This window comes from Lujinxingia vulgaris, assembly GCF_007997005.1.
Taxonomy (GTDB): Bacteria; Myxococcota_A; Bradymonadia; order Bradymonadales; family Bradymonadaceae; genus Lujinxingia.
On sequence record NZ_VOSL01000025.1, the window covers coordinates 45,170 to 70,024 of the forward strand.

General features: G+C 64.2%; 26 protein-coding genes. 14 read left to right on the forward strand and 12 right to left on the reverse strand.

From position 1 onward, the window contains the following. Positions 1 to 35: 35 nt before the first annotated feature. The 3 genes from yghU to FRC96_RS05825 form a co-directional block, all read right to left on the reverse strand. Positions 36 to 920 carry a glutathione-dependent disulfide-bond oxidoreductase gene (gene yghU, locus FRC96_RS05815; RefSeq protein ID WP_146973564.1) on the reverse strand — a complete coding sequence of 295 codons (885 nt, stop codon included), beginning with the start codon at positions 918 to 920 and terminating at the stop codon, positions 36 to 38. A gap of 109 nt (positions 921 to 1,029) precedes the next feature. After that, entirely contained in the window at positions 1,030 to 1,953 is a 924-nt protein-coding gene (locus FRC96_RS05820) for a hypothetical protein (protein WP_146973565.1), read from the reverse strand. 144 nt (positions 1,954 to 2,097) lie between these two features. Then, positions 2,098 to 3,999 carry an ATP-binding protein gene (locus tag FRC96_RS05825; RefSeq protein WP_230469920.1) on the reverse strand — a complete coding sequence of 634 codons (1,902 nt, stop codon included), beginning with the start codon at positions 3,997 to 3,999 and terminating at the stop codon, positions 2,098 to 2,100. 331 nt (positions 4,000 to 4,330) lie between these two features. Here FRC96_RS05825 and FRC96_RS05830 point away from each other — a divergent pair, with 331 nt between their 5' ends. The 4 genes from FRC96_RS05830 to FRC96_RS05845 all read left to right on the forward strand — a co-directional run bounded on the left by FRC96_RS05830 (position 4,331) and on the right by FRC96_RS05845 (position 7,449). Next, positions 4,331 to 4,948: a glutathione S-transferase family protein gene (locus FRC96_RS05830; RefSeq protein WP_146973567.1), complete on the forward strand. Its 618-nt coding sequence runs from the start codon at positions 4,331 to 4,333 to the stop codon at positions 4,946 to 4,948. Between the two features lie 183 nt (positions 4,949 to 5,131). Further along, the gene (locus tag FRC96_RS05835) at positions 5,132 to 5,749 is read left to right on the forward strand and encodes a glutathione S-transferase family protein (RefSeq protein ID WP_146973568.1); all 618 of its coding nucleotides are present in this window, start codon (positions 5,132 to 5,134) and stop codon (positions 5,747 to 5,749) included. A gap of 211 nt (positions 5,750 to 5,960) precedes the next feature. Then, entirely contained in the window at positions 5,961 to 6,569 is a 609-nt protein-coding gene (locus FRC96_RS05840; RefSeq protein ID WP_146973569.1) for a TetR/AcrR family transcriptional regulator, read from the forward strand. A gap of 1 nt (position 6,570) precedes the next feature. Beyond that, on the forward strand, positions 6,571 to 7,449 hold the full coding sequence (locus FRC96_RS05845) for an alpha/beta fold hydrolase (protein WP_146973570.1): 879 nt from the start codon (positions 6,571 to 6,573) through the stop codon (positions 7,447 to 7,449). Here FRC96_RS05845 and FRC96_RS05850 read toward each other — a convergent pair. After that, positions 7,446 to 8,528 carry an alpha/beta hydrolase family esterase gene (locus FRC96_RS05850; RefSeq protein WP_230469921.1) on the reverse strand — a complete coding sequence of 361 codons (1,083 nt, stop codon included), beginning with the start codon at positions 8,526 to 8,528 and terminating at the stop codon, positions 7,446 to 7,448. The genes FRC96_RS05845 and FRC96_RS05850 overlap by 4 nt on opposite strands. Positions 8,529 to 8,649: 121 nt before the next feature. Here FRC96_RS05850 and FRC96_RS05855 point away from each other — a divergent pair, with 121 nt between their 5' ends. The 5 genes from FRC96_RS05855 (at position 8,650) to FRC96_RS05875 (ending at position 13,395) form a co-directional block, all read left to right on the forward strand. Beyond that, positions 8,650 to 9,153 carry a GNAT family N-acetyltransferase gene (locus FRC96_RS05855; RefSeq protein WP_146973572.1) on the forward strand — a complete coding sequence of 168 codons (504 nt, stop codon included), beginning with the start codon at positions 8,650 to 8,652 and terminating at the stop codon, positions 9,151 to 9,153. Between the two features lie 138 nt (positions 9,154 to 9,291). Beyond that, on the forward strand, positions 9,292 to 10,530 hold the full coding sequence (zigA, locus tag FRC96_RS05860; RefSeq protein WP_146973573.1) for a zinc metallochaperone GTPase ZigA: 1,239 nt from the start codon (positions 9,292 to 9,294) through the stop codon (positions 10,528 to 10,530). A gap of 129 nt (positions 10,531 to 10,659) precedes the next feature. Beyond that, entirely contained in the window at positions 10,660 to 12,030 is a 1,371-nt protein-coding gene (locus FRC96_RS05865; RefSeq protein WP_146973574.1) for an FAD-binding oxidoreductase, read from the forward strand. Between the two features lie 31 nt (positions 12,031 to 12,061). Then, positions 12,062 to 12,799 carry an SDR family oxidoreductase gene (locus FRC96_RS05870; protein ID WP_146973575.1) on the forward strand — a complete coding sequence of 246 codons (738 nt, stop codon included), beginning with the start codon at positions 12,062 to 12,064 and terminating at the stop codon, positions 12,797 to 12,799. 44 nt (positions 12,800 to 12,843) lie between these two features. Next, the gene (locus tag FRC96_RS05875; protein WP_146973576.1) at positions 12,844 to 13,395 is read left to right on the forward strand and encodes a DUF1697 domain-containing protein; all 552 of its coding nucleotides are present in this window, start codon (positions 12,844 to 12,846) and stop codon (positions 13,393 to 13,395) included. Positions 13,396 to 13,402: 7 nt separating this feature from the next. Here the strand turns inward: FRC96_RS05875 and FRC96_RS05880 are convergent, their stop codons facing one another. The 7 genes from FRC96_RS05880 to FRC96_RS05910 form a co-directional block, all read right to left on the reverse strand. Next, positions 13,403 to 14,596, reverse strand: a complete 1,194-nt coding sequence (locus tag FRC96_RS05880; protein ID WP_146973577.1) for a TPM domain-containing protein — start codon at positions 14,594 to 14,596, stop codon at positions 13,403 to 13,405. A gap of 75 nt (positions 14,597 to 14,671) precedes the next feature. Further along, positions 14,672 to 15,781, reverse strand: coding sequence for a TPM domain-containing protein (locus FRC96_RS05885; RefSeq protein WP_146973578.1), 1,110 nt, complete (start codon positions 15,779 to 15,781; stop codon positions 14,672 to 14,674). A gap of 79 nt (positions 15,782 to 15,860) precedes the next feature. Next, positions 15,861 to 16,922, reverse strand: coding sequence for a TPM domain-containing protein (locus tag FRC96_RS05890; RefSeq protein ID WP_230469922.1), 1,062 nt, complete (start codon positions 16,920 to 16,922; stop codon positions 15,861 to 15,863). A gap of 85 nt (positions 16,923 to 17,007) precedes the next feature. Further along, positions 17,008 to 17,604 (reverse strand): hypothetical protein, encoded by a 597-nt coding sequence (locus FRC96_RS05895; protein ID WP_146973580.1) that lies wholly within the window; start codon positions 17,602 to 17,604, stop codon positions 17,008 to 17,010. 85 nt (positions 17,605 to 17,689) lie between these two features. After that, positions 17,690 to 18,058 carry a nuclear transport factor 2 family protein gene (locus tag FRC96_RS05900; RefSeq protein WP_146973581.1) on the reverse strand — a complete coding sequence of 123 codons (369 nt, stop codon included), beginning with the start codon at positions 18,056 to 18,058 and terminating at the stop codon, positions 17,690 to 17,692. Positions 18,059 to 18,101: 43 nt separating this feature from the next. Further along, positions 18,102 to 18,569 carry a GyrI-like domain-containing protein gene (locus FRC96_RS05905; protein WP_146973582.1) on the reverse strand — a complete coding sequence of 156 codons (468 nt, stop codon included), beginning with the start codon at positions 18,567 to 18,569 and terminating at the stop codon, positions 18,102 to 18,104. A 142-nt stretch (positions 18,570 to 18,711) separates the two neighbouring features. Continuing rightward, positions 18,712 to 19,134, reverse strand: coding sequence for a DUF4259 domain-containing protein (locus FRC96_RS05910; RefSeq protein WP_146973583.1), 423 nt, complete (start codon positions 19,132 to 19,134; stop codon positions 18,712 to 18,714). A gap of 210 nt (positions 19,135 to 19,344) precedes the next feature. Here FRC96_RS05910 and FRC96_RS05915 point away from each other — a divergent pair, with 210 nt between their 5' ends. From FRC96_RS05915 to FRC96_RS05935, 5 genes are read left to right on the forward strand one after another with little or no spacing between them, the layout of a single operon-like run. Then, positions 19,345 to 20,451 (forward strand): methyltransferase domain-containing protein, encoded by a 1,107-nt coding sequence (locus tag FRC96_RS05915; protein ID WP_146973584.1) that lies wholly within the window; start codon positions 19,345 to 19,347, stop codon positions 20,449 to 20,451. A gap of 36 nt (positions 20,452 to 20,487) precedes the next feature. Next, the gene (locus FRC96_RS05920) at positions 20,488 to 21,297 is read left to right on the forward strand and encodes an acyl-CoA thioesterase (protein WP_146973585.1); all 810 of its coding nucleotides are present in this window, start codon (positions 20,488 to 20,490) and stop codon (positions 21,295 to 21,297) included. Positions 21,298 to 21,348: 51 nt separating this feature from the next. After that, positions 21,349 to 22,122 carry a molybdate ABC transporter substrate-binding protein gene (modA, locus tag FRC96_RS05925; protein WP_230469924.1) on the forward strand — a complete coding sequence of 258 codons (774 nt, stop codon included), beginning with the start codon at positions 21,349 to 21,351 and terminating at the stop codon, positions 22,120 to 22,122. After that, a complete protein-coding gene (locus tag FRC96_RS05930; RefSeq protein ID WP_230469925.1) occupies positions 22,119 to 22,937 on the forward strand; it encodes an ABC transporter permease in 819 nt (272 codons plus the stop codon). The genes modA and FRC96_RS05930 overlap by 4 nt, the downstream gene beginning before the upstream one ends. After that, positions 22,934 to 23,656 (forward strand): sulfate/molybdate ABC transporter ATP-binding protein, encoded by a 723-nt coding sequence (locus tag FRC96_RS05935; RefSeq protein WP_146973587.1) that lies wholly within the window; start codon positions 22,934 to 22,936, stop codon positions 23,654 to 23,656. The genes FRC96_RS05930 and FRC96_RS05935 overlap by 4 nt, the downstream gene beginning before the upstream one ends. Here the strand turns inward: FRC96_RS05935 and FRC96_RS05940 are convergent. Further along, the gene (locus tag FRC96_RS05940) at positions 23,653 to 24,843 is read right to left on the reverse strand and encodes a hypothetical protein (protein WP_146973588.1); all 1,191 of its coding nucleotides are present in this window, start codon (positions 24,841 to 24,843) and stop codon (positions 23,653 to 23,655) included. The two genes, FRC96_RS05935 and FRC96_RS05940, sit on opposite strands and share 4 nt — an antisense overlap. Positions 24,844 to 24,855 lie beyond the last annotated feature (12 nt).

Sequence of the window (24,855 nt, forward strand, 5' to 3'; positions counted from 1 at the left end):
ATCCATCCAGGGGCGCGTCGCGCGCCGTGGGGGCGTTATTCGGCGGGATCTTGAGAGGGGAGCTTGTCGGCGGTGCGAAGCTCAAAATCGCTGGCGTCGTGACGCTCGTGGAGCTGTTTCTCGGCCGGTCCCCAGGTGCGGTTGACCATCACGCCGCGTTGTACGGCAGGTCGCGCTTCGATGGCGTTCGCCCAGCGCAGCACGTTTTTGTAGGTGTGCACGCTGAGAAACTCCCCGGCGTCGTAGAGCTCTCCGAGCGCGAGTTTTCCGTACCAGGGCCAGTTGGCGATGTCGGCGATGCTGTAGTCGTCGCCGGCCAGGTAGGCCGACTCGGCCAGGCGTCGGTCGAGGACGTCGAGTTGGCGCTTGGCCTCCATCGTAAAGCGGTTGATGGGGTACTCCATCTTGGTCGGAGCGTAGGCGTAGAAGTGGCCAAAGCCTCCGCCCAGGTAGGGCGCCGAGCCCATCTGCCAGAAGAGCCAGGAGAGGCACTCGGTGCGCGCGGCGGCGTCGGTGGGGATGAAGGCGTCAAAGCGCTCCGCCAGGTAGAGCAGGATCGCGCCGGATTCAAAGACGCGGGTGGGCGGGGAGGTGGAGCGGTCCAGGAGGGCGGGGATTTTTGAGTTCGGGTTGACCTCAACGAAGCCTGAGGAGAACTGGTCGCCCTCCAGGATGTTGATCAAGAACGCGTCGTACTCCGCATCGGTGATGCCGCGATCCAGAAGCTCTTCAAAAAGAATGGTGACTTTCTGGCCGTTGGGCGTGCCCAGAGAGTAGAGCTGGAAAGGATGCTGGCCTACGGGCAGATCTTTGTCGTGGGTGGGGCCGGCGATGGGGCGGTTAATGCTGGCAAACGCGCCGCCGCTCTTTTGTTCCCAGGTCCAGACAGCGGGCGGGGTGTAGGGGGTATCTCCAGACATCCATGATCTCCAGGGTCAGGGGAAAAGAATCGAGGTGCCCGCGGGCACCTCATCGACGTTCATCACCCGAAGAAAAGGCACGCGCGGCGACGATCATTCCGGCGCTCGTTTAGAATTGATCGAAGTGCACATCGACGCCGACCATGGCCTCCCAGCCGCGGTGGGTGGCGGTGCGGCCGCCCCAGTAGAAGCGGTTATGACGCCAGCCCACCTGAAGCGAAGGGGTGACGTAGGTGAAGTTCCATCGCCAGCCGGCCTGGGCGCCATAATCGAAGTTGTCGAGGAAGCTCTCTTTCTCTTCGCCGTAGTTGGCCAGCGCGGAGGCACCGTCGACGCCTCCCCACAGCGTGATACCCAGGCCGAAGAGGTACCAGGGGTTGAAGGTGATCCCGGTGGCGATGGGGATGACGAAGTAGCCGTTCTTCTCGTCAATGCGCTCGGGGGCGGGGGAGGCCGGGGCGATCGGTGCGCTGAGGGTCATGCTTCCCAGCGAGAGGCGGAAGCTGAAGAGCCAGCCCAGCCCCGATCCCTCGATGATCGGGCCTCGCCCCCCGATGTGCAGGCCGCCCTCGGTCAGGGTGTGATCGGCGCCGGTGTGGGTGAAGAGGCCGTAGCCGCGGTTGTCGTAGGGGGGCTGGACCTGGGAGTAGTCGGTGAGGCCGGTGTCGACGCCGGAGCCCCAGCGGAAGAAGCCGCCGCATTCGATGCCGGCGTACTCACTGGCGTGACGCTCGCGCCAGGAGTATTCGCCTCGCATGCGTCCCTCTTCGGCCATCTCGCGTTCTTCGGCGATGCGGGAAGACGCGCGATCGCCGGCCTCCAGCATGCCGGCGCAGAAGGCGCCGCTGCGGTCGTAGAGGTTAATCTCGTTGAGGACGAGGTTGTACTCGTGGCGAGGCTCAGTGGGCTCAAAATCGGAGTATTCGATCGTGGATCCGCTGACCTCGGCGCGTTGGTACGAGAGGTGGGAACAGGCCGAAGAGACGACGGTAAACAGGATAACGAATAAGACGCGAAAGTGGCCTGGGAACATCGGCATACTCCATGTGCTTCATAGCATCGCGGCGAGCGCGCAGGTCGCGCGATGGGCGACGTGACGGATAGGTCGAATGTGCGTGCAACACGTCGTTACATGCTGTCGAAGCTCTTCTGTGCCGTCAATCGATGCGCGCGTCCATCAGTCTTGGCTGGCTAGTGCGGCGTGCTCGAGGAGCGACCGCAGAACGTCGCGGTCGAAGGGTTTGTCGAGGATCGGGTTGTCGACGCTTTCGACGAACGCTCGGGCCTGCGCAGTGAAGGCTCCGCCGGAGATGAAGATCATACGGGGCGCGAGATGGGGAAGGAGGCGTTGGATGTGCCCGTGGAGGGTGATGCCCGACATCTCGGGCATCATGAGGTCGGAGAAGATGAGATCGACGTCCAGCCCCTGCTGCAGGAGCGCGAGCGCCTCCTTGCCGGAGTGAGCGACGTGGACGTTGTGGTCACCGATGAGGCGCTGCAGGGCGCGGCCGACGCGAGGCTCATCGTCGATGACGAGGATGGAGAGGCGGCGACCGGGAGGCGGCGGCGTCTGGGGCACCGGGGGGCCGGGCGAAGCGAGGGGCGGGGGGGCGTCGACTGCGGGCAGCGTTAAGGTGAACGTGGAACCTTCGCCGGGGACGCTGTCGACCTTCAGCTCGCCGCCGTGGGTGGTGGCGATGCTGTGGCAGATGGAGAGCCCCAGCCCCGTGCCTCCTGCGTGGGGTCGGGTGGTGAAGAAGGGATCGAAGATGCGCGAGAGGTGCTCCGGGTCGATCCCCTCCCCGCTATCACTTACCGAAATCTGAGCGTCGCCGCAGGCCGTTGTACTCGCCGACAACGCAACGACGTGCGCAGCGGAGCTCGTCTCCGGGATGGACTGGGCGGCGTTGAGGAGAAGGTTGACCAGCACCTGTCCGATGCGCGCTTCGTTGGCCCGAACGCGGGGCAGCGGCCCGAGGGTGGTCGTCAGGCGCGCGCGATGTCGAACCTCGTTGGCGGTCATGTTGATCGCACGATCGATGACGGGGCCGAGGTCGATGATCTCAACGCGGTCATCTTCGGCGCGCGAGAAGGATTTCAGCCCGGCGACAATGGAGCGAATGCGATCGGCGCCCGCTCTCGCTTCGGTGAGCATATCGTGCAGATCGTCCAGGTCGGTGTGGGGCAGTGGGGCCGGAGAGGCGACGAGGAGGTCAGTCACCAGGTCAATGTTCGTGAGCACGTAGGTGAGCGGGTTGTTGATCTCATGAGCGACGCCTGCGGCCAGAGTACCGACGCTGGCCATACGCTCGGCGAAGACGAGCCGTCGTTGGAGATCGAGCTGGTCCTGCCGCGCTTTGTGTAGGCGCTCTTCATTGATCTTCTGTTCGGTGATGTCGCGCGCCACGGCATAGACGAGTCGACGCTCGGCGTGGGCGACCGATCGCCACTCCATCCAGCGGTAGCTGCCATCTTTGCAGATGTAGCGGTTGATCAGGTGCTGGAGCGATGTCCCGGTGTGGAGCTGCCGGCGAGCGCTGATGACTCCGTCGTGATCGTCGGGATGCACAAAGTCGAGGATGGGGCGTTGCAGGAGCTCGTCGACGGACCATCCCAGGGTTTTGACCCAGGAGGGGTTAACGCGTTTGAAGTACCCGTCGAAGCCAGCGACGCATACGCCGTCGATGATTCTCTCGAAGATGTCTTCGGCGACCGTGTAGGACGAAGGGTGGGAGGTGTCGGCGGCCGGATGGGCAGTGGCCATCAACCCCACCAACTCCCCACTGTCGGAAAAACGCGGCGAGACGGTGACGTGCAGGGAAAGCAATGAGCCCCCGGCGGCAGCGATGCGCGCCTGGATGCTGGCGAGTTCCGAGCCGCCGAGCACGCTGGCATGCGTCTGAAGGACCGCGTCGCGGTCGTCGACGTGGACGCTGGTCAGCCAGCCATCGCCGAGCAGCTCCGCGCGCGGGCGACGGGTGAGCTCGACCCACGCTTCGTTGACATGGGTGCAGTGCCCCGTGCGGTCCCCGATCCAGATGAGGGGAGAGCGCGAGATGTCGGTTGCCACAGCTGTCATACAACCTCGGGAAGCGGCGCTGAGAGAGAGCGACTCTTCAACGATACTACCATCGGATGCTTCCGAAGGCCTACCTTCGGAGACATCGAAACATACGCGCTCCGGTGACGTCTGCGCGATAGGAGATGTTCCATTGAGGCGGGCGTGAAGGAATTTCGAGTGCGATGGAAGTACCGGTTGGGGCGTCTGCAGGTCCATGGGAGATGACGAAAGCCGACGCAGGATGGGAGCATTGTTTGGAGGGCGTGTGGCCGATAAGGTGGCCAGCTTCGGGTGTCGTCGCGGGCGTCGGCGCCCTCAAATACCATGTGATGATGACGAGGAGAGCGCCATGACCCAGTCCCTGAAGTTGTATACGAACCCGATGTCACGCGGCCGCATCGCGCGCTGGATGCTCGAAGAGGTGGGGCAGGCCTACGAGGTCGAGGTGCTTGAATACGACACGACCATGAAGTCACCGGAGTATCTGAAGATCAACCCGTTGGGGAAGGTGCCGACGGTGGCGCACGGGGAGCATGTCGTGACTGAGTGTGCGGCGATCTGCGCGTATCTTGCCGACGCGTTCCCGGAGGCGGAACTTGGACCTCGGGCCGAGGAGCGCGCGGCGTACTACCGGTGGCTCTTTTTTGCGGCCGGACCGCTGGATGCGGCTGTGACGAACAGAACCGCCGGGTTCGTGGTGAAGCCGAAGCAGCGGAGGCAATTTGGGTATGGAAGTTACGAAGGCGCCGTCGACACCCTGGCGTATGCCGTGAGTCAGCACGACTACATCGCCGGGGATCGCTTCACCGCCGCCGATGTGTATGTGGGGATGCAGGTGGGGTGGGGGCTGGAGTTCGGCACGTTGGATGTCCGGCCGGAGTTTGAGGCGTACTGGGGACGTTTAAAGGAACGTGAGGCGCTTCAGCGCGCTAGCGCCCTGGATGACGCGCTGGTGAAGGGCGAGTGAAGGACTGCTACGTTTAGGGGCATACGCGCGTTTTGTAAGCGCGGGGGGGAATCCCGTGCTGCGATATCCCATGATATGAACATTGCTCCGACTGAAGCTGGCTGTCATGATGTTCAGTGCTTGTGTGGCGTTGCATGGTGCGCCGTCGCTCAAAGGGATGCTGATGTTGGAGAGGAGAGTGTCATGACCGAGTCTTTGAAGCTGTACACGAACCCGATGTCACGTGGACGTATCGCCCGTTGGATGCTTGAGGAGGTCGGTGAACCCTATGAGGCGATCGTGATGGGGTATGGCGAGTCGATGAAGTCGCCGGATTACCTGAAGATCAACCCGATGGGGAAGGTGCCATCCCTGGTGCATGAGGGGGCGGTGGTGACCGAGTGTGCTGCGATCTGCACCTACCTCGCCGAGGTGTTTCCGGAGGCTGATCTCGGCCCAACGGCCGCGGAACGCGCGGCGTACTATCGATGGCTGTATTTTGCGGCGGGGCCGGTGGAAGCAGCGATCACCAACAAGTCGGCCGGTTTCGAAGTTTCGCCCGAGCGTCGTGGCACGGTTGGGTATGGCAGCTATGAGGCTACGATTGAAACGCTGGCGTATGCGGTCCGCCAGCACGATTACATCGCTGGCGATCGCTTCACGGCCGCCGATGTCTACGTGGGCTCGCAAGTGGGATGGGGGCTACAATTTGGCACGATCGAGGCGCGTCCGGAGTTCAGCGCCTACTGGTCAAGGTTGAGCGAGCGGGAGGCTTATAAGCGCGCCAGCGCTTTGGATGACGCACTTGTGAAAGGGCAGTAAAGCCTGACGGAGCACCGATCGAGTGACCGAACGCCCGACCTCGTTGAGGTCGGGCGTTTTTACTCTGCGCGAAGCGCGTTGGCCTCGTTTATTCGGATGGTGGAATTTTGTTGAACGTGTTTAATGTTTTTGTTAAACGTGTTTAGCGAAGGCGACGTGTCGTCGTCGCCGGACTGAACCCCGTACGATACCGAGCGCCTGCGGAGCGACGATGACACCCTCGCGAGACGAAAAGAAGAAGATCACGCGCCAGACCATCCTGGAGGCTGCGCGCGCCTGCTTTGAGGCGGAGGGGTACGAGGCAACCAGCGTGCGCGATATCGCCTCGGCGGCCGAGGTAAGCGCCGGCAGTGTGATTCATCATTTTGGAAGCAAGCGCGAGCTGCTCTACGCCACCCTCTTTGAAGATCTCGAAACCACGATGCGCGAGGCGCTCTCGCTCTGCACTTCGCCGCCGCTTGGCGCCCAGCTCGACGCGATGACGCGCCACATCTTTTCGTATTACCTGCGCCGCCCCCGGCTCAGCCGGGTTTTGCTCAAAGAGTCGCTCTTTGCTGAGGAGCCCTGGGCGAGCCGTTTTCGGGAGCAGACCGCGCGATTGCACGGGGCGGTGGAGGCGCTGGCTGGCGACGCGATGCGACGCGGGGAGCTCTCCCCGGTGGTCGACGCCCGCATGCTCGCGATGGCGTATGTATCGTTTTACTACTTCGCGCTGCTGGCCTGGGCGCAGGGTGGCCATGAGGATCCGGCGCGTCTGGTGTCGGTGCAAATGGCTCAACATCTGCGGGGTTTGAGCTCCGCGCGAACAACCGGAGGTTGAAATGACGTCGATCTTTAAGAGCGAAGAGGCACGAGTCGATCTGGTCGGCTGGCATGAGCGTTTTCGGCAAAACATCGGCGCTCCGACCGAAGCGCGGCGGGTGGAGACCTCCTTTGGGGAGACTCACCTTCTGGTGGGGGGACCGGAGGAGGCGCCACCGCTGGTGCTCCTGCACGGCGCGCTGGCCAGCTCAGCCCACGCGCTGCGAGAGCTCGAAGGGCTGCTGGAGCACTACCGCGTCTATGCCATCGACATCCTCGGGCAATCGGCGATGAGCGCGGATGTGCGCCTTGCGGTGGGTGATGACACCTACGGCCGGTGGCTTGATGAGGTTTTTGCGTTGCTGGGGCTGGATGAGGCGCTGGTGGTGGGCGTGAGCTGGGGAGGCTTTGTGGCGATTCGGCTTGCGGCGCTGGCGCCCGAGCGCATCGCAAAGCTCGCGCTGCTGGTGCCGGCCGGCATGGTGAAGAGCCCGATCTCCAGCAGTTGGAAGATGGGGTGGCCGATGACGAAGTTCATGATGGCGCCGTCGGAGAAGCGGCTGCGAGGATTTCTGAGTCGGCTGCTGACGACGATGGACGACGAGTGGGTGGGGTATCTGGGGGCGGCGTTTACCGGGTTTCATCTGAACATGAAGGTGCCCGCGCTGGCGCAGGTCGAGGATCTGCAACGCTTCACGTCGCCGGTCCTTGTGCTGGGGGCCGATGAAGACTTGAGCTTTCCCGGGGAGGCGGTCGTGGCGCGCGCGTCCGAGCTTTTTCCGAATCTTCAGAAGGCCCGTGTGTTGGAGGGCTCAAAGCATTGCCCGCCGACCACCGAGGCGTTCCGCACCGCGCTGGTCAGCGAACTTCATGCGTTTTTTCAGGGGGCGTCGCGTTAGCGAGCCTGGCCGCGGAAAAAGCGCCAGATCACCTCGCTGGCCGCAAAGTCGGTGCTGTGCTGGCCGCCCTCGCAGCGGCGCAGGTTGATCGCCGGCGGGTAGCCGCCCGGCCAGGAGTGGCCGCCTCCCTCGATGAGGCAGCGCACCACCGGGCGCTCGCAGGAGCCCAGGGTCTGGCAGAGTCCGTCGCCCAGATCGAGAAGATCGGCGGAGGGGCCTTCGCAGAGGTTGGCGTCCCGCCACAGCTCGACGCCCTCCATGGTGGGGGGGAATGCGAAGTTGGAAAAGCCGCAGCCTTCCCCTCCTTCATAAGGAGCGTTGGGATCGTCGGTGCCGTGGATGTGCAGGAGGGCGACGGGGTGGGTTGGCTCGCAGGGCTCAAAGGCCTGGGGGGCAGCCACCGGGGCGATGGCGGCGATGCGATCGGAGGCCTCACAGGCCAGGCGGTAGCTCATGATCGCGCCGTTGGACATGCCCGTGCTGTAAACGCGGGCGGTGTCGACACAGAGCTCGGCCTCCAGCTCGTCGAGCAGGGCCATTAAGAAGCCGACGTCGTCGATGTTGGCTTCGGAGGCGTATCCACAGCAGTCGCCGCCGTTCCATGTGCGGGCTTTGAGCAGGCCGTCGGACGCCACGCCATCGGGGTAAATCACGATGAACCCTTCGCGCTCAGCGATGGGGTTAAATTCGGCGGAGCGCTCTTCGATTTGCTCGCCGCTCCCAAAGCCGCCATGCAGCACGAAGACCACGGGCATGGGTTCGCCAGGCGTATAGGTTGAGGGGATAAAGACGCGCGCGGTGCGCTCCAGGCGGTCGTGGAGGATGGCTCGCGCGTGGGAGATGCCACCGGCGTGTGGTGAGGCGTCGGAGGCGCAGCCCGTTGAGGCGACCTCCGGGGCGGCCTGTGGCGCGTCGACGTCGCTGAAGGCCGCATCGATGCGCTCCCGTGTTTCGGGCTGTGAGACCGGTGCGGGTTCCTCATCGGAGCGCAGGGCACGGCAGCCGCTGAGAAGCGTCACGACCAGGAGCACTACGAGCAAGGCGGCGGTGCGTGGGGAGGGGCTGGCGCTTCGGGACATCACGTTCCTCGTCTGCGATCGTGTGGCGAGCGGACGGACGCAGGGGCTGATACGTCGTCGCGTCGGGTCACTATCCGTGCGTACCCTTTCAGTGTGCCAATATCCCGGTGAAGGAGCCACCATGACCGATGTTAGCGTACGAGATGCCACCGTTGACGATGTCGCGCTGCTGCGCGCCTGGGACGATGAGCCGCATGTGATCGACGCCGATCCCAACGACGACTGGCAGTGGGAGAAGGAGCTGCAGCGCAGCCCGGATTGGCGCGAGATGTGGATTGCCGAGGTCGATGAGCGTCCCATCGGGTTCTTGCAGATCATCGATCCCGCCCGTGAAGACTCGCACTACTGGGGTGAGTGCGCGCCGGATCTGCGGGCGATTGATATCTGGATCGGTCCCGCCGACGCGCTGGGAAAGGGCTACGGCACACAGATGATGCGCCTCGCCATCGACCATTGCTTTGCGAACGCGGAGGTGCGCGCGATCCTCATCGATCCCCTGGCGCGAAATACGCGTGCGCGTCGATTTTATGAGCGCCTGGGCTTCGAGTTTGTCGAGGAGCGCACCTTTGGCGAAGACCATTGCGCGGTGTACCGGCTGGATCGCGAGCGCTGGGAGGGGCGTTGATCTCGATGTTCGGGGGGAGTGAGGACGTCAATGCGACTTTATTGCAATTGACTTGCGGTTGGTGTCGTGGTTAATGCAATTTAGTTGCGTTAGTGGCGCTTTGATGCGCCGGATTTGTCCTCATAAGGGAGCACGACCATGACTCAGTTGAACTCGAAACCATCGAACGATCGACGCCTGCCCGTGACCGTCCTCTCCGGCTTTCTCGGGGCCGGAAAGACCACGCTGCTCAATCACGTGTTGAACAATCGCGAGGGGCTTCGTGTGGCGGTGATCGTCAACGATATGAGCGAGGTGAACGTGGACGCGGAGCTGATCGAGCGCGGCGGTGCAGCGCTCTCCCGCACCGAAGAGACGATGGTGGAGCTCTCCAACGGGTGCATCTGCTGCACGCTTCGCGACGATCTTTTGAGTGAGGTGCGACGGCTGGCCGAGGAGCAGCGCTTCGACTACCTGCTCATCGAATCGACCGGGATCTCGGAGCCGGTGCCGGTGGCCCAGACCTTCGTCTTTGAGGGGGAGGATGGCGAGTCGCTCTCCGACATCGCGCGCCTCGATACGATGGTGACCGTGGTGGACGCGGCGAGCTTCTTGCGAGACTTTCGCGCGTCCGAGAGGTTGGAGGAGCGCGGCGCGTCGTTGGGAGAGGGGGACGAGCGCACCGTCACGGACCTGCTGATCGAACAGGTCGAGTTTGCCGATGTGATCGTGCTCAACAAGACCGACCTCCTCGATGAGGAGGCGCTGGGGGAGGTGGAGGCGGTGATTGCCTCGCTCAATCCGGGGGCGCGACGCCTTAAGGCGACGCGCGGGCGAGTGTCGCCGGGGGCGATCCTGAACACGGAGCTCTTTGACTTTGAGGACGCCATGAACTCCGCGGCCTGGATCCGTGAGCTGGCTGGCGAGCACACCCCGGAGACCGAGGAGTACGGGATCGGGAGCTTTGTCTACCGCGCTCGAAAGCCCTTTGACGCCGAGAAGATCTGGGCGTTCTTTCACGATGCGTCGCAGTGGAAGGGCGTGCTGCGTTCCAAAGGCTTTTTCTGGGTCGCCTCGGATCATCGCGCAGTCTATGAGTGGGCTCAGGCCGGGGGCGTCAGTGAGGTCAAGCCTATCGGGATGTGGTGGGGGGCGATTCCGCAGGAACACTGGGACTTTGAGCCCGCCGATCGCCCGGACGCGCACCCGGAGTGGGACGAGCGTTATGGTGATCGCGCCCAGCAGATCGTGGTGATCGGACAGCATCTCGATCGCGAGGCGTTTTGCGCGCAGCTTGATCAGTGCTTGCTCGACGATGAGCATCTCACGCAAAGCAGCGTGGTGTGGTCGTCTTTTCCTAACCCGCTGCCGGCGCTCGTGATGGGGGAAGCATCGTAAGGCCCACAGCGCCAGAGCGTCAGGCCAGCGCTTGACTTCCGGATGCCTCGCGCCGAATCTGTCGCGCGTTGCACCTGGTGAGTTCACGCATGCGTGAACACAATGACCTGAACCTTTCGGACCTCACTCATGACCACCACCTCATGGGCCTCCAGGCCGCTGGCCGGCTGGGGCCGTTACCCGATCGTCGAGGCGCTTTGCGCGCGCCCGGAGTCGCAGTTGCAGACGTTAAACGCGTTCAACGACCGCCAGGGCGACGCGATGCTCGCGCATGGTTTTGGGCGAAGTTACGGCGACGCCGCGCTGCTCAGCGAGGGGCGCGTGGTGCTGACGCGGCGACTTAAAAAGATGCTGGCCTTCGATGAGGTCAGCGGCGTGCTGCAGGTGGAAGCGGGGGTGACCATCGGCGAGCTCATCGAGGTGTTTTTGCCCCGGGGATGGTTTGTTCCGGTGGTGCCGGGGACGCAGTTTGTGAGCGTCGGCGGGGCGATTGGCTGCAACATCCACGGCAAGAACCACGGCCACGCCGGCTGCTTTGGCGACCATGTGCGCGCGATGGAGGTGCTGCTGGCCAGCGGGGAGGTGGTGCGCTGCAGCCGCAAGCAGCACGACGACCTCTTCTGGGCCACGATCGGCGGGATGGGGCTGACCGGCATCATCCTCAACGCCGAGATTCAACTGCAGGCCGTGCAGAGCGGGGCGATCGACATGGAGTCGATCCGCTTTAACAACCTCGATGAGTTTTTTCAGATCAGCGAGGAGAGCACCGGCTACTTTCACACGGTCTCCTGGATCGACTGTGTGAAGGGGGGCGCGCAGATGGGGCGCGGGATCTTCATGCGGGGGAGGCACGCGTCAGCGCAGCAGGCCGCGACGCTCTCGGAGGGGCCGCTGGAGCGCGTCGTGGAGCTCGTCCAGCGCGCGCTGGACGGCCGCGTCTTTGAGTCGAACATGCTCCTGAACCGGGCGACCATCCGGCTCTTTAATGAGGCGTACTACCACAAGCATCCGGCTGGCGAGCATCATTCGGTGGTGGGTTATCAGCCCTTCTTCTTCCCGCTGGATGCGGTGGAGAACTGGAACTACGTCTACGGCAAGCGCGGGTTCTTGCAGTACCAGATGGTCGTTCCGGAGCGCGAAGCGGTGCGCGACATTCTCAAAGTGATCTCCGAGAGCAAGATGGCGTCGTTTCTGGCGGTCATCAAAGAGTTCGGGGATCAGGACCACGGGGGGCTCTCGTTTCCGTGTGCCGGGACCACTCTGGCCCTGGATTTTCCGAACTTCGGGGAGCCGCTGCTGAAGATGATGGACCGCCTCGATGCGCTGGTGGCGGAGGTCGGCGGGCGGATCTACCTGGGGAAAGACGCGCGGCTGAGCGCTGAGATGTTTCGGCGGATGTATCCGCAGTGGGAGGCCTGGCGAGAGGTGCGGGATCGCTGGGATCCGCAGGGCGTGTTTCAATCCGATTTGAGCCGTCGCCTGGGTCTGACACCCGCTTAAACGACGCATCCCCCATGCCTCTGGAGTTGTTATGACTGTTCTGATCCTCGGGGCGACCTCGCCCATCGCTCAGGCTGTGGCCGATGTGTACGCCGCGGCCGGATGTTCGGTGGCCCTGGCCGCCCGTGATGTGGAGGAAGCGCGCCGCGCCGCCAGCGATCTGACGATCCGCTACGGTGTGGAGGCGCAGGGTTTTGCCTTCGATGCCTGTGACGCGTTTGAGCATCACAGCGCGCTTGTGAGCGAGGTGGAGGAGGCGTTGGGGCCGGTCGATGTCGCGCTTGTGGCCTTTGGGTTTATGGGCGACCAGCAGGCCTCCGAAGAGGATTTTGAGAAGGCGCGCCGGGTCATTGAGGTGAATTACACCGGCGCGGTCAGCGTGTGTGAGGCGGTGGCGCGGGCCATGGAGAGCCGGGGCGCAGGGAGCATCATCGGGCTCTCATCGGTTGCCGGGGAGCGGGGGCGCGCGTCGAATTACTTTTACGGGAGCGCCAAGGGGGCGTTGACGCTTTATCTGCAGGGGCTGCGTAATCGCCTGGCGTCGAAGAACGTGCACGTGATGACGGTGAAGCTCGGCTTTATCGATACGCCGATGACCTTTGAGCTCGAGACGGGCATCCCTGTGGCGAGCCCGCAGAAGGCCGCCAAGGCGATCTTTAACGCGCAGGGGCGTGGGGTCGAGACGTTTTATTACCCGCGCTTCTGGGGCGGGATCATGGGGGTGATCAAGTCGATCCCGGAAAAGATGTTTAAGCGTCTTTCGCTCTGACTTCGCCCGTAAGCAATCAAGGTTCATCGACCTCGGGAGGCAACATGAGCAACGCCACTTCGACCGAACATATTGTGTTGCTGCGCGGCATCAACGTCGGCGGCGTGCGTCTGAAGATGGCGGAGCTGCGCGAGGCGCTGGAGCGGGCCGGCTTTGAGCAGGTGCGCACCGTGTTGGCCAGCGGCAATGTGGTGTTGGAGAGCGCCGAGAGCGATCCGGAGCAGGTCAAAGCACAGGCTGAAGCGACGCTACGAGAGGCGTTTGGCTATGAGGCCTGGGTGGTCGTGACGTCCGCGGATGAGCTCAGCGAGGTGGTGCGAGGGTACCCCTTCGATGAAGATGATGAGGGCATGCAGCCCTACGTGATGTTCGCCTCGGAGTCCGCGTCACTCGATGCGCTCGAAGCGCTCGGCCCGAAGCTGGACGCGGAGGTGGAGCGCATCAAGAGGGCGCCGGCGGTGCTTTACTGGGAGGTCACGCGCGGCCAGTCGACCAAGAGTCGTCTGGGCAAAGAGGCCGCCCGGGTGCGCTATAAGTCGACGACGACCACGCGTAACATGCGCACGCTGCGCAAGATCCTGGCGCTGACGCGCTGAGGCACGCTTACCAGCTGGAGCCTGCGCCGCCTCCCCCGGAGCTTCCGCCGCCAAAACTTCCCCCACCGCCGCGCCGACGGCTGCTACTTTTGGAACGTCGGCTGCTGCTTCCGCCACCGCCGCTGTAACTTCCGCCTCCGCCACCGAAGCTGCTCGAATCATCATCGTCGTCGCTGGATGAGCGGCTCGGTGAGGGTTTGGGTCTGGTGCGGCGAGGAATCGTGGTGGTGTAGGTGTGGGTATAAGGGCAATGCGCGCAGTCTACCGTGACGCGTTTTCGTCCGGTCGAATCGTAGGTGGGGTGACTGAGAATCTCATCGCGAGACGCGAGGGTGCGGTTTTTGCACTCGGGGCAATTGGCGTACCCGCTAAACCAGCCTGAGTTGGCGTGAATGCGCTGCACCCCGCAGTTTTCGCACTCGTAGACATCATAGTTCATAGAGCCGATCTTTTCTTCGGTCTCCTGACCCTCGTGCAGGTAGCCATCTTCTTCGTACTCTTCGAGGATGCGCATGGTGCTTTTGCACTTGGGGCAGGTTTGAAGCCACCTGGCGCGTGCAACGAAGCCAGCAATGCCGCCGGCTCCCAGAAGCCAGACCCACCAGGGCGTCCCCTGTGAGGACCGAGTTGGAGCAGGTTTGGTCGGTGGTTCGGGGGCGGGATCACGGGAGCCAGGTGTGGTGTGGCTCCCGAAGTTCGCTTCGCTTCTAAGTCGCCGGTCGAGGGCGAAGACGCCGGCAGTGAGACCGGCCGCGAAGTTGCCTTCACGAAAGCGGGGCACCATGTCGCGCTCCTGCATGACTTTAAGCCAGCCGTCGGTGAGCACGCCTTCGAGGCCGTAGCCGGTTTCCATTTCGAGACGACGCTCCTCGCTCACCAGCACGATGAGCAGGCCGTTATTCTCCTCAGCTTTGCCGACGCCCCAGTGGTTGAAAAGCTCGGTGGTGAAGTCTTTGGGCGTTGGCGAGTCGACAGACTCAACGGTGACCACCGCGATCTCAATGCCGGTATCGGCCTCAAGTTGGGTAAGCGCCCGGTTGATCGACTCGCGGTGAAAGGCGTCCAGGAGGTTCGCTTCATCGGCGACCCATTCCCTCCGTTCTTGAGGGTTGGGCACCTCTTCGGGGCTCATGGCGCTGGCCAGAGCCGGAAACATCAGCGTGATGACGAGGGGCAAGAGTCGCAGCGCGAGCATGGACATCCAAAACCTGAAGGGGAAAGTGCGCAGCGCTTATCATGTGGAGGTACGCGCTGCGTTTGAGAGGTTTGGGGCATATCACCAGCTCGAGCCGGCACCACCGCCGCCGGAGCTGCCGCCCCCGAAACTTCCTCCGCCACCACCGCCGGAGAAACCTCCGCCACCTCCGCCGGAGATACCCCCGCCGGAAGAGCTTGATGAAGCGTGGGTGAGTCGCGGTAACGTGACCCTCGTGCGACTGAGATGGTCGCAATGGGCGCATCTTACTATGACTTCTTTGATGCCCGTCGATGTGTAGGTGGGTTTTTGGATCACGTCGTGGTGCGACTTGAGTGTGCGATGTGAGCAGTCCGGGCACGCTGCGAAGCCGCTAAACCAGTGCGAGATACCCTGGATTCGAAGATCGCCGCAGGACTGACACTCGTAGACGTCATAGCTGATCGAACCGATGGACTCCTCGGTCTGCTTGCCACCTTCGAGGTGATCGTCCTCTTCGTGTTCTTCGAGAAGTCGCATGGTGCCTTTGCATTTCGGGCAGGTACGCATCCACTTGTAGCGCGCGGCTGCGGTGCAGCCGACGACGCCGAAGACTCCCAAGAGCCAACCCCACAATGGTATTTTTGGCAAGGAGGGGGATCGGGTCGAGGAAGCGCTGAGGTTGTCGTCACCCTCGCTGTCGATGAACTCGAGAGGATCTTCTCGAAGTCTTCGATCGACGGCGAAGATGCCGTCTTTCAGACCGCCGGCGAAGTCGCCCTCTCGGAAGCGGGGCACCATCTCGCGCTCTTGCATCGTCTTGAGCCAGCCGTCGGTGAGAACGCCTTCGAGGCCGTAGCCGGTCTCCATCTCCAGACGCCGTTCTCCGGTGACAAGCACGATCAAGAGTCCGTTGTCCAAGTCCGCTTTGCCGATGCCCCAGAGGTTAAAGAGTTCGGTGGTGAAGTCTTTGGGCGTTGGTGAGTCGACGGAGCGCACGGTGACTACAGTGATCTCAATGCCAGTGTGGGCCTCGAGATGAGTAAGCGCCCGGTTGATTGACTTGTGGTGAGAGGAGTCCAGAAGACCGGCTTCATCGGCGATCCACTCGCCGCGTTCTCGGGGGTTGGGCACCTCTTCGGGGCTCATGGCGCTGGCCATGGCCGGAAGCATCAGTGTGATGAGCAGGGGCAGTAGTCGCAGCGAGACCATGAAAGGACCAAAACGAGAGGAGGAGTGAATAGCGGCTATGGCGCTGCGTGAGGCGCTGCGCCTAAGTGATCGAGTTACGTTACCAGCTGGAGCCTGCGCCACCGCCCCCGGAGCTTCCGCCGCCAAAACTTCCCCCGCCACCGCCACCGCTGGAGAAGCCCCCGCCCGACGACGATGAGGTGGAGCGGGTGCGTTTGGGGATCGTCACCGTGAAGGTGCGGGTGTGCGGGCAATGAGCGCAGGTGACGGTGACGCGTTTGCTGCCTGTGGAGGTGTAGGTCGGCTGGCGTGTGACGTTGGACTCCGAGGCCAGGGTTCGGTTTTTACACTCCGGGCAGTTTGCGTAGCCGCTGAACCAGCGCGTGTTGGCGTGCACGCGTTGCACGCCGCACGAGGCACACTCAAAGACCTCGTAATTGATCGATGCGACCGCCTCTTCGGTGATCTGTCCGGGGTTGAGGTAGGCGTCATCTTCGTCTTCTTCGAGGACGCGCATGGTGTCTTTGCATTGGGGGCAGGTCTTTAGCCATTTGCGGCGCGCGACTGCGGCGGCGACACCGCCGGCGCCCAGAAGCCAGCCCCAGGGGGGAAGGGTGGGGGCCCCCGAAGAGCGACGGGATGAGGAGGTGGGCTCGGAGGGCGGAGAGGATGAAGGTGCGAGAGGCCTGGCCGGGGCGCGCAACTGCTGGTCGACGGCGAAGATGCCCGCGGAGAGGCCCTGGTCGAAGTCACCCTGGCGAAAATGAGGCACCATCTCGCGCTCCTGCATCACCTTAAGCCAGCCGTCGGTCAGGGTGGCTTCCAGGCCGTATCCGGTCTCCATCTCCAGGCGACGCTCACCGGTCACGAGCACAATCAGGAGCCCGTTGTCCGCGTCGGCTTGGCCCACGCCCCAGAGGTTAAAGAGCTCGGTGGTGAAGTCTTTGGGCGTCGGCGAACTGACGGAGGGCACGGTGACGACAGCGACCTCCGCGCCGGTTTGCGCCTCGAGCTCCGTCAGCACGCTGTTGATCTGGGAGATCTTGGCGTCATCCAGAAGACCCGCTTCGTCGGAGATCCAGCCGCCGCTGTGGCGGGGGTTGGGCACCTCCTCGGGGCTCATCGCGCTGGCGAGTGTCGGAAGGACAAGTGTGACGAACACAACAGCAAGTCGAAGCGCGAGCATGGGCAGGCCGGGGGGTGAGAGCAGCGGGTCCGTGAAGGGGCAATTGAGGATGCGACCGCACCTAATTCGGCGGGGCGGTGTCGTGATCGAGCGGCACCATGCTCGGCAGGCTCCCGCCGGTGAGCATGGAGGCCGGTGGTAGTCGCACCGCGCGGTTGTAGCGAGCCGCCGCCTCATTGAAGCGCTGGGTGGCCACGCGCACGCGATTCTCCGCGCCGATGAGCTCGGCCTGCTTGTCGAGGGAGTCGGGCAGATCACGGTAATGCGCCTCAACGGAGGCCTGCCGCGCCTTCTGGTTGGCGACCTCGGCCTGGTGCTGCTCGACCTCCGCGTAGAGGTCGTTCAGACGCGAGGTGGTGGAGCTGTAGCTCACCGCCCCGGCCACCAGGATCAGCACCAGAATGCCACCGATGATCGCGAGCATGCGTTGCCTTCGGTTTTTCTGGCGGATGGCGGCGATGGTCTCGGCGCGCCGCTCTTCCTGTAACTTCTGATGGGCGCGATCGATGAAGTCGGCCGGGATGCCGACCTCGGCGCCGACCTCGCGCATCTCCTCGAGCGTAAGCTCGTTTCGGGCCTTCTCGCGCAGACGCTCGGCGGTGGCGATGATGTCGTCGACGTCGTCGTAATCGACGGTGGGATCGGGCGGGGAGCTCATCGAGGTCGGTCCTTATCGGGGCATCGTGCGGGCGCCCGCGCGGCGCAGACGAAGCGCGGGCGCCGCAGATCAGGGCAAAAGCAGATCAGTCGTCCTTTAAGGGAAGCACAAAGGCCTTGATGCCCGCAACTTTAGGTTCGGATTCGCCGCGCAACGCGTAGAGGTCGCAGAAGGCGAAATGATACTCTTTCCCCGCGGCGTTGCGGGTGCGCATCGTTCCGTGGACGGCGCCTTTGCCCTCGCTGAAAATGATGTCATCGACGTGCATCTCCAGAGTCGTCATGCCCTCCATCTGCTTCATGGCGCGGGTGAAGGCGGCCTTCCCCTCAATAATGGGCTCGCCCACCATCTCCCAGCGCACGTCGTCGGTGACGTTGTCGAGGATGAAGTTCAGGTCCGGGGCGATAAAGGCGTTGTTGTAAGCGCGAAGAAAGTCGAGGTGCGTCTGGCTCATGGTGTCCTCCTTTGGGTTGTGATCCGGCGATGTGCGATGCGCTTTACGCGTCCAGAGGACGGTAAAGGTCGGTGCGCCACTTCGCGGGTGAAGGCTCGTTATGCGGACCGACCGTATAGCTCTCCCAGAAGGTCTGCGCTGTGCTCAGCGCCTGATCGGATATCCAGGATTCAAACGCGGCCCACGACGCACTGAGACCGTCGTAGGGGCCTACGTGCGTGGCGTGGGCAACGCGCGGGCAGGCCGGGAGCTCGCCGGCTTTCACTCGGCCTGTAGGCGAAACAGGCCTGGCGACAGGAAGGCCGACCTCGAAATCGAAATGCGTGGTGGGCACGGAGAAGTGATGCGCAAAGGCCGGTCCAACAGGCTCAAGCCCCTGAGCCTGGAGGGTGGCGACGATCTCGTCGATCGCCGGTCCGAAGACCTGCTGCATCTCTTCGCAGGGGACCTTCAGGTGGATCACGGCGGCATGAAGGTTGTCTGTGGCGATAACTTCGGGAGCATGGAGCATGGTGACCTCGGGGGGCTTAAGGTTGACTGTGGGATGCGCCCCCTTGGCGCATCTACTCCCTGGTCGAAGGGCATGCTTTAAGATCGACACATCGTCTGCGTGCGCCTGACTGAATCGAGCTGCAGGGGGCTCAGAGCGGCACTTATTCTGCCCGGGCCAGGGCCGCTTCGAGCGCATCGACGCTTTTATGCCATGCCTGCGCGTCGTCGCTCTCTTCCCAGAGTTCGGCGAGCTCCGAGTCGACGCGGACGCGCGCGACGGCGGCGCGGGCGACCGGGGCATGTTTGGCATAGAGCTCCTGAACCACCTCCTCGTCCTGGTCGTCGATCCATTCGGTGAGATCTTCGGGGAGGTGCCCATCGTCATAGCCTCCGAGCGCTGCCACGAGCGCAGCGGCGGCCAGCGCGATGCTTCCGAGGTCGGCGTCGAGGTACTCGCCAGGCTCGGCGCCGGCGACTTCGCCCAACGCCTCAATCAGGGGCTCGTCGTCTTCGGCATCGAGCATCTCGTTGAGCCAGTCCATTGCGTCGTCATTTGAGAAAGGTTCGTGGCCCCAGGCGCCCATGGTGTCCTCGGTAGGAAGATAGAGATGGCTTCGACGGAGTGTTTTGCGTGGTGAATCGCTTCTACACGCTGAGCGGCCCTCGGGGCAACGTCGCCGGGCGCTGGGCTGGCGAAGCCGGTCGCTGCGAGGTACCTTCCGCCCGACCAAAAGATTTGGGCGCCCTATGTTCAGGGGGCGTCGTCACATGAGTTCAAGAGCGAGGAGTGCGCGATGAGCAACGTTCCCCAGGGTGCGTCGACCCACGAATGGGTCAAAGACTATTATGGCAAGTTGCTGGCGAGTTCGGACGACTTGCAGACCAACGCCTGCTGCGCGGCGGGAGCACCGGCCGGCTGGATCGCCTCGCGCTTGCAGCATGTGCACCCCGAGGTCAGTGAGCGCTTCTACGGTTGCGGCTTTCCGATCCCGCAGGCCGTCGAGGGTGCCACGGTGCTGGATCTGGGCTGCGGCACCGGTCGCGACGCCTTTGTGATCGCGCAGCTCGTTGGCGAGCAGGGGCGTGTCATCGGCCTGGATATGACCGAGGAGCAGCTTGCCACGGCGAAAAAGACCGAGGACTGGCACGCCGAGCGTTTTGGTTATGCGCAGCCCAATACCTCCTTTGTGCAGGGCTACATCGAAGATCTGAAAGGTGCGGACATCGAGGATGGGTCGGTCGATGTGATCGTGTCGAACTGCGTGGTCAACTTAAGTCCCCGCAAAGATCTGGTGCTCACTGAGGCCTATCGGGCGCTCAAACCCGGCGGGGAGCTCTACTTCAGCGATGTGTTTGTGGACCGCCGTCTTCCGGAAGCCATCGCCAACGATCCGCTTTTGCATGCCGAATGTCTGGGTGGGGCGCTCTACCAGTTCGACTTTGAGACGTTGGCCAAAACCACCGGGTTTTCGGATCCCCGCGTCGTCTCCACCTCGCCAATCACCATTAATAACCCGGAGATCATCGCGAAGGTGGGCCTGGCGAGCTTTGTCTCAGTGACCTACCGCCTCTTTAAGCTCGATGGTCTCGATGCGCAGTGTGAGGACTACGGGCAGTCAGCGACCTACCTCGGTGGGGTGGAGGGGGCGGAGCGACTCTTCTGGCTCGACGATCACCATGCCTTTGAGGCGGGTCGGCCCGAGCGCGTGTGCGGCAACACCGCGGCGATGCTTGCGTCGACGCGCTTTGCGGACTTCTTTGAGGTGCGGGGCTGCCGTCAGACCCATTATGGGGCTTTCGCCTGCGGGCCGACGATGGCAGCGGCGCAGTACGCGGGGCGCGAAATAAAAAGCCCCGCTGCGGCTGCGACGATCAATGCCCCTAAGACGAGCTGTTGCTGAGCGACGCTCGGTGACCCGATCCAGGATGAGGAAGGTATGAGTCAGAGTTATAGCGAGGCCATCGCGCTGACGCGCGATGACGAGGGCATCTTTCACGGTCAGATCGATCGCAGCTGGTATCAGGGCCGAGGCGCCTTTGGTGGGGTGAGTGGCGCGGCGATGGTGCGAGCGATGGAGCGGCAGCTTGAAGCGCCGGAGTTTGCGCTGCGCGCGCTGGCGGTGAACTTCTGCGCGCCGGTGACCGACGCGCCTTTTGAGGTTCACGTCGATGTGGTGCGGCGAGGGTCGTCGGTGATCTGCGCGGAGTCGCGGATTGTGCAGGAGGGCCAGGCGCGGATGGTGGCGATTGGAACCTTTGCCCGAGAGCGGAGCTCGGGCTCAGATTTTGAGCAGCGCGCGATGCCCGAGGTGCCCCCGGCGGCCGAGGTGCCTACCGCGCCGGAGAGCCCGCTCTTTCCGAAGTTCGCAACATACTACGAGTACAAGTTCTGCCACGGGGCGATCCCGTATACCGGCCATGATGAGGCGGAGCTCGGCGGGTGGTGTCGTCTCAAAGAGGCGCCCGGGCCGCTGGATGCCGCGCAGTTGATCGGTTTGCTGGATATGTGGCCTCCGGCGGTGATCACGCGCATGACCAGCCCGGCGCCGGCGGCGACGGTGTCGTGGCAGGTGGTCATCAACGAGCGCCTGCCGCTCGACGGTGCTGCGGCGGATGATTTTTACCTGGTCACGGCGCGTTCGGAGCGCGCGGTGGGCGGGTTCTCGGAGGAGCGCGCGGCAGTCTACAGCGCCGACGGGCGTTGTCTGGGCCAGGCGTTGCAGCTCGTGGCGATCTTCGGTGGTTGAATGAGGTCGGCGATTCGTTTCAGACGCGGGGGGAGCGCTCGGTGCGGCGCCATGTTGCGTGGGGTGCTGGTGGCCCTGGCGTTGCTCAGCGGTTGTGAGCGGGGGGCCGGTGCACCCCAGACCGCGCCGTTGCAGATCTTCGTGGCGTCTTCACTGACCGAGGTCTTTGAGACCTTTGAGGCGATGTACGAGGCTGAACATCCCGACGTGGACGTGGTGATCAGCGCTGCGGGTAGTCAGGCGCTGCGCCTTCAGATCGAAGAGGGGGCGCCGGCCGATGTCTTTGTGAGCGCGAGTATGGCGCATCTTCAGGCGCTGGTGGAGGCGGGGCTGCTTGGCGAGGAGCGCACTTTTGCCAGTAACACCCTGGTGGCGATCGTCGAGCGCGAAAACCCTCTTAAGATCGCGCGCTTCGAGGAACTCGTTCGGGCCCAACGGCTTGTGGTCGGGGCGCCGGAGGTTCCCGTGGGAGCTTACACCGAGGCGATGTTTGAGCGCGTGGGCACTGCAAACCCTGAGCTGGCCGCCGAACTTCGCCGGCGCGTCGTCTCTCGCGAGCGCAACGTGCGGCAGGTACGCGCGAAGGTCGAGCTTGGCGAGGCCGATGCGGCCTTTGTGTATCGAAGTGATGCCGTGAACGTTGACGGGGTCGCGAGGGTGGACATCCCCGAAGCGTTTCAGGTTCGAGCGAGCTACGGGCTGGGTGTGTCGCGCGGGCTCGCGGGGCATCGGCGAGAGGCGGTCGAGGATTTCGTGGCGCTGACGATGTCGGCGCGGGGGGACGAGGTGCTGCGCGAGCATGGCTTCGAGCGAGAGGGGCTGTGAGGACGTCGCCGGGTTGGATGAAGGTGGGGGTGGGGCGCGTCGCTGCGCTGGGTTTGTTGGGAGCGCTCTTGCTTCCCCTGGTCGGGCTGGCGCTGGCCATCTCACCAGCCGAGTTGTGGGCGGGCGTTCAGGATGCGCGTTTTGGGCCGGCGCTATTGCTGAGCCTGCGCACCTCCCTGCTGAGCCTCGGGGTGGTGGTGGCCGGGGGGCTGCCGCTGGCATGGTGGCTGGCGCGCTCGCGCTCGCGTATCGCGAGGCTGGTGGAGGTGCTGGTGGATCTTCCCCTGGTGCTGCCGCCGGCGGTTGTGGGGGTGGGGTTGTTGATGGCCTACGGCCGCCGAGGACTTCTGGGCGGTGTGCTGGAGAGCGTCGGGGTGAGTCTTCCTTTTACCAGCGCGGCGGTGGTGGTGGCGCAGGTGGTGGTGGCGGCGCCTTTTTTTGTGCAGGCCGCGGCCACCGCGTTTCGGTCGGTGCGCGAGGAGCAGCTGCTGGTGGCACAGACTCTGGGCGCATCGCGCGCGGAGGCGATCTGGAGGGTGGCGGTGCCGGCGGCGTTGCCCGGGCTTGTGGCCGGGGCGTCGCTGGCCTGGGCGCGGGCGCTCGGAGAGTTCGGCGCGACGCTGATCTTTGCGGGAAGTCTTCCCGGCATCACCCAGACGATGCCGATCGCGATCTACGCGGCGTTGGAGCGTGATGTGAGCCTGGCGGTGACCTTTGCGCTGGCGCTGGCGGCGATCGCCACCGTGATCTTGCTGGCGTTGCGGCTTGGGCCGGGACGAGGTGTGGGCGCCGGGCTGCGCAGGGGGCGGCGATGAGCGCGCGCACGCTGCAGGTGAAGCTTCGCCATCGGGTCGGGGCGCTGGAGATCGACGTGGCGTTTGAGCTGGGCGCGCGCCCGCTGGCGCTGATCGGGCCTAACGGCGCGGGTAAGAGCACGGTGCTCAAGCTCCTGGCCGGGGGGCTTGTGCCCGATGAGGGGCGTGTGGCGTGGGGGGAGCGCCTGTGGGTGGCCACCGGCGCCGGGGTGGCGCTTTCGCCGGCAGAGAGGCGCGTGGGCTACGTGCCCCAGGGGCCGAGCCTCTTTGAGACGATGCGGGTGTGGGAGAACGTGGCGTTTGGGCTGCGCGATGTCGCCGGCGGTCGGCAGGCGCAGCGCGCCGAAGCGCTGCGCTGGCTTGAGCGTTGGGGGGCGTCTTCACTCTCGGAGCGCCGGGTGCAGGCCCTCTCCGGCGGTGAGGCGCAGCGGGTTGCGCTGGTGCGAGCGCTGGCTGCCAGACCCGATGTGGTGCTGCTCGATGAGCCGCTCTCGGCGCTCGATGCCATCGCCCGGCGTCAGCTCCGCGTTCGTCTCAGTGAGGCGCTCGTGGAGCTTCAGGTGCCCACGATCCTCGTCACCCACGACTGGCGCGACGTGGCCGCGCTCGGTGCCCGGGTGGTGGCGATGGAGGAGGGGCGCGTCGTGCAGAGCGGGGAGCTTCAGGCGCTCAGTGAGGCTCCGGCCACGGCGTTTATCGCTGAGTTTTCAGGGGTTTAGCGTATGTTTTTGAGGGCGTGGGGATCGTTGCCCTCAAGGCCCTCCAGCCACACCTCGCGCCCGGGGGAGGGCTCGCCATTGACGCGGGCCTCCAGGCGATGCAGGCCGGTGTAGACCTTGCGGGTGCTGCGGTGGGCGAAGCTGTGGGTCGTCTCCAGGGTCTGCGACTGGCCGGGCTTGAGCTCCAGGTCGCTCCAGCGAAAGACCTTCGAGAAGGCGCGCCCGCTCTTTGTGGGACCGCTGAGCGCGTAGTCCACCCGCACGTCGAGGGACCGGTCGGTGGGGTTGGTCAGAGTTAACGCGAGCGTGAGCGTGTCGCCGGCGCGAAGCTCGTCGTGCGAGAGGGTGAATTGCCCAATGCCCACCACACCGGGCTCAAAACCGAAGATGCGCAGCGCGCGGGGATGGCCGGCCTTGAGCTGGCCGCGGGCGGCGTGGCGCACGACCCACAGGAGGTCGCCTGCGCTCGAGTTGGACTCGCCGTCGGTCGCCCAGCGCTCCAGAGTGTCGAGCCCTGTGGGGAGGTCGTCTTTGACGATGTCCTGGAGGTGGTTGGCCACCGAGCGCTGTACGTAGCGCTCCGGATCATAGCGCAGCGCTTCGAGCAGCCTCAGGCGTCGGGGCTGAGCCTTTTTGAGCCCGGGCACCCCCTTGGCCCACGGAAGACGGGTGCGCGTGCCCTCACTGACCCAGCGCCGCACGTGAAGGTTCGGGTGGTCGACGAGGGCTTCGAGTCGGTCGAGCGCGCCGTGAAGGTCGGCCGCCAGAAAGGGCCGAATCGCAAACTCGGAGGTGAAGCGTTTGGTGAGCTCCACCATCGCCTCAAAGCTCGCGTCGACGTCGTCGAGCCCCTGGCGGGCGATGAACTCGCCAAAGGGCCAGAAGCGGTAGCCTTTCTCGGTGACACCCTCCTCGTCGGGAAGCTCCGGCGGCAGCGCGGCGATGAGCGTCTGCATGCGCTCGGCGGTGGGCCAGGGCATCGCCAGCGCCATGGCGTCGGCGATGTGCAGGGTGCGATCTTTGAACTCGAGCGTGTCGAGCCCGTGGGTGGCCTCGCGGCGAAAGAGCGCCTGATCGAAGTCTTGATGCGCATCGCCCAGGAGCGTGGCGAGCTCGTCGACCAGCGCCGCGTCAAACCAGAGTTTGTAGGGTGTGCGAGTTGTCTCAGATTGCGTGCCAGCGACCACGTCGGCCTCCTT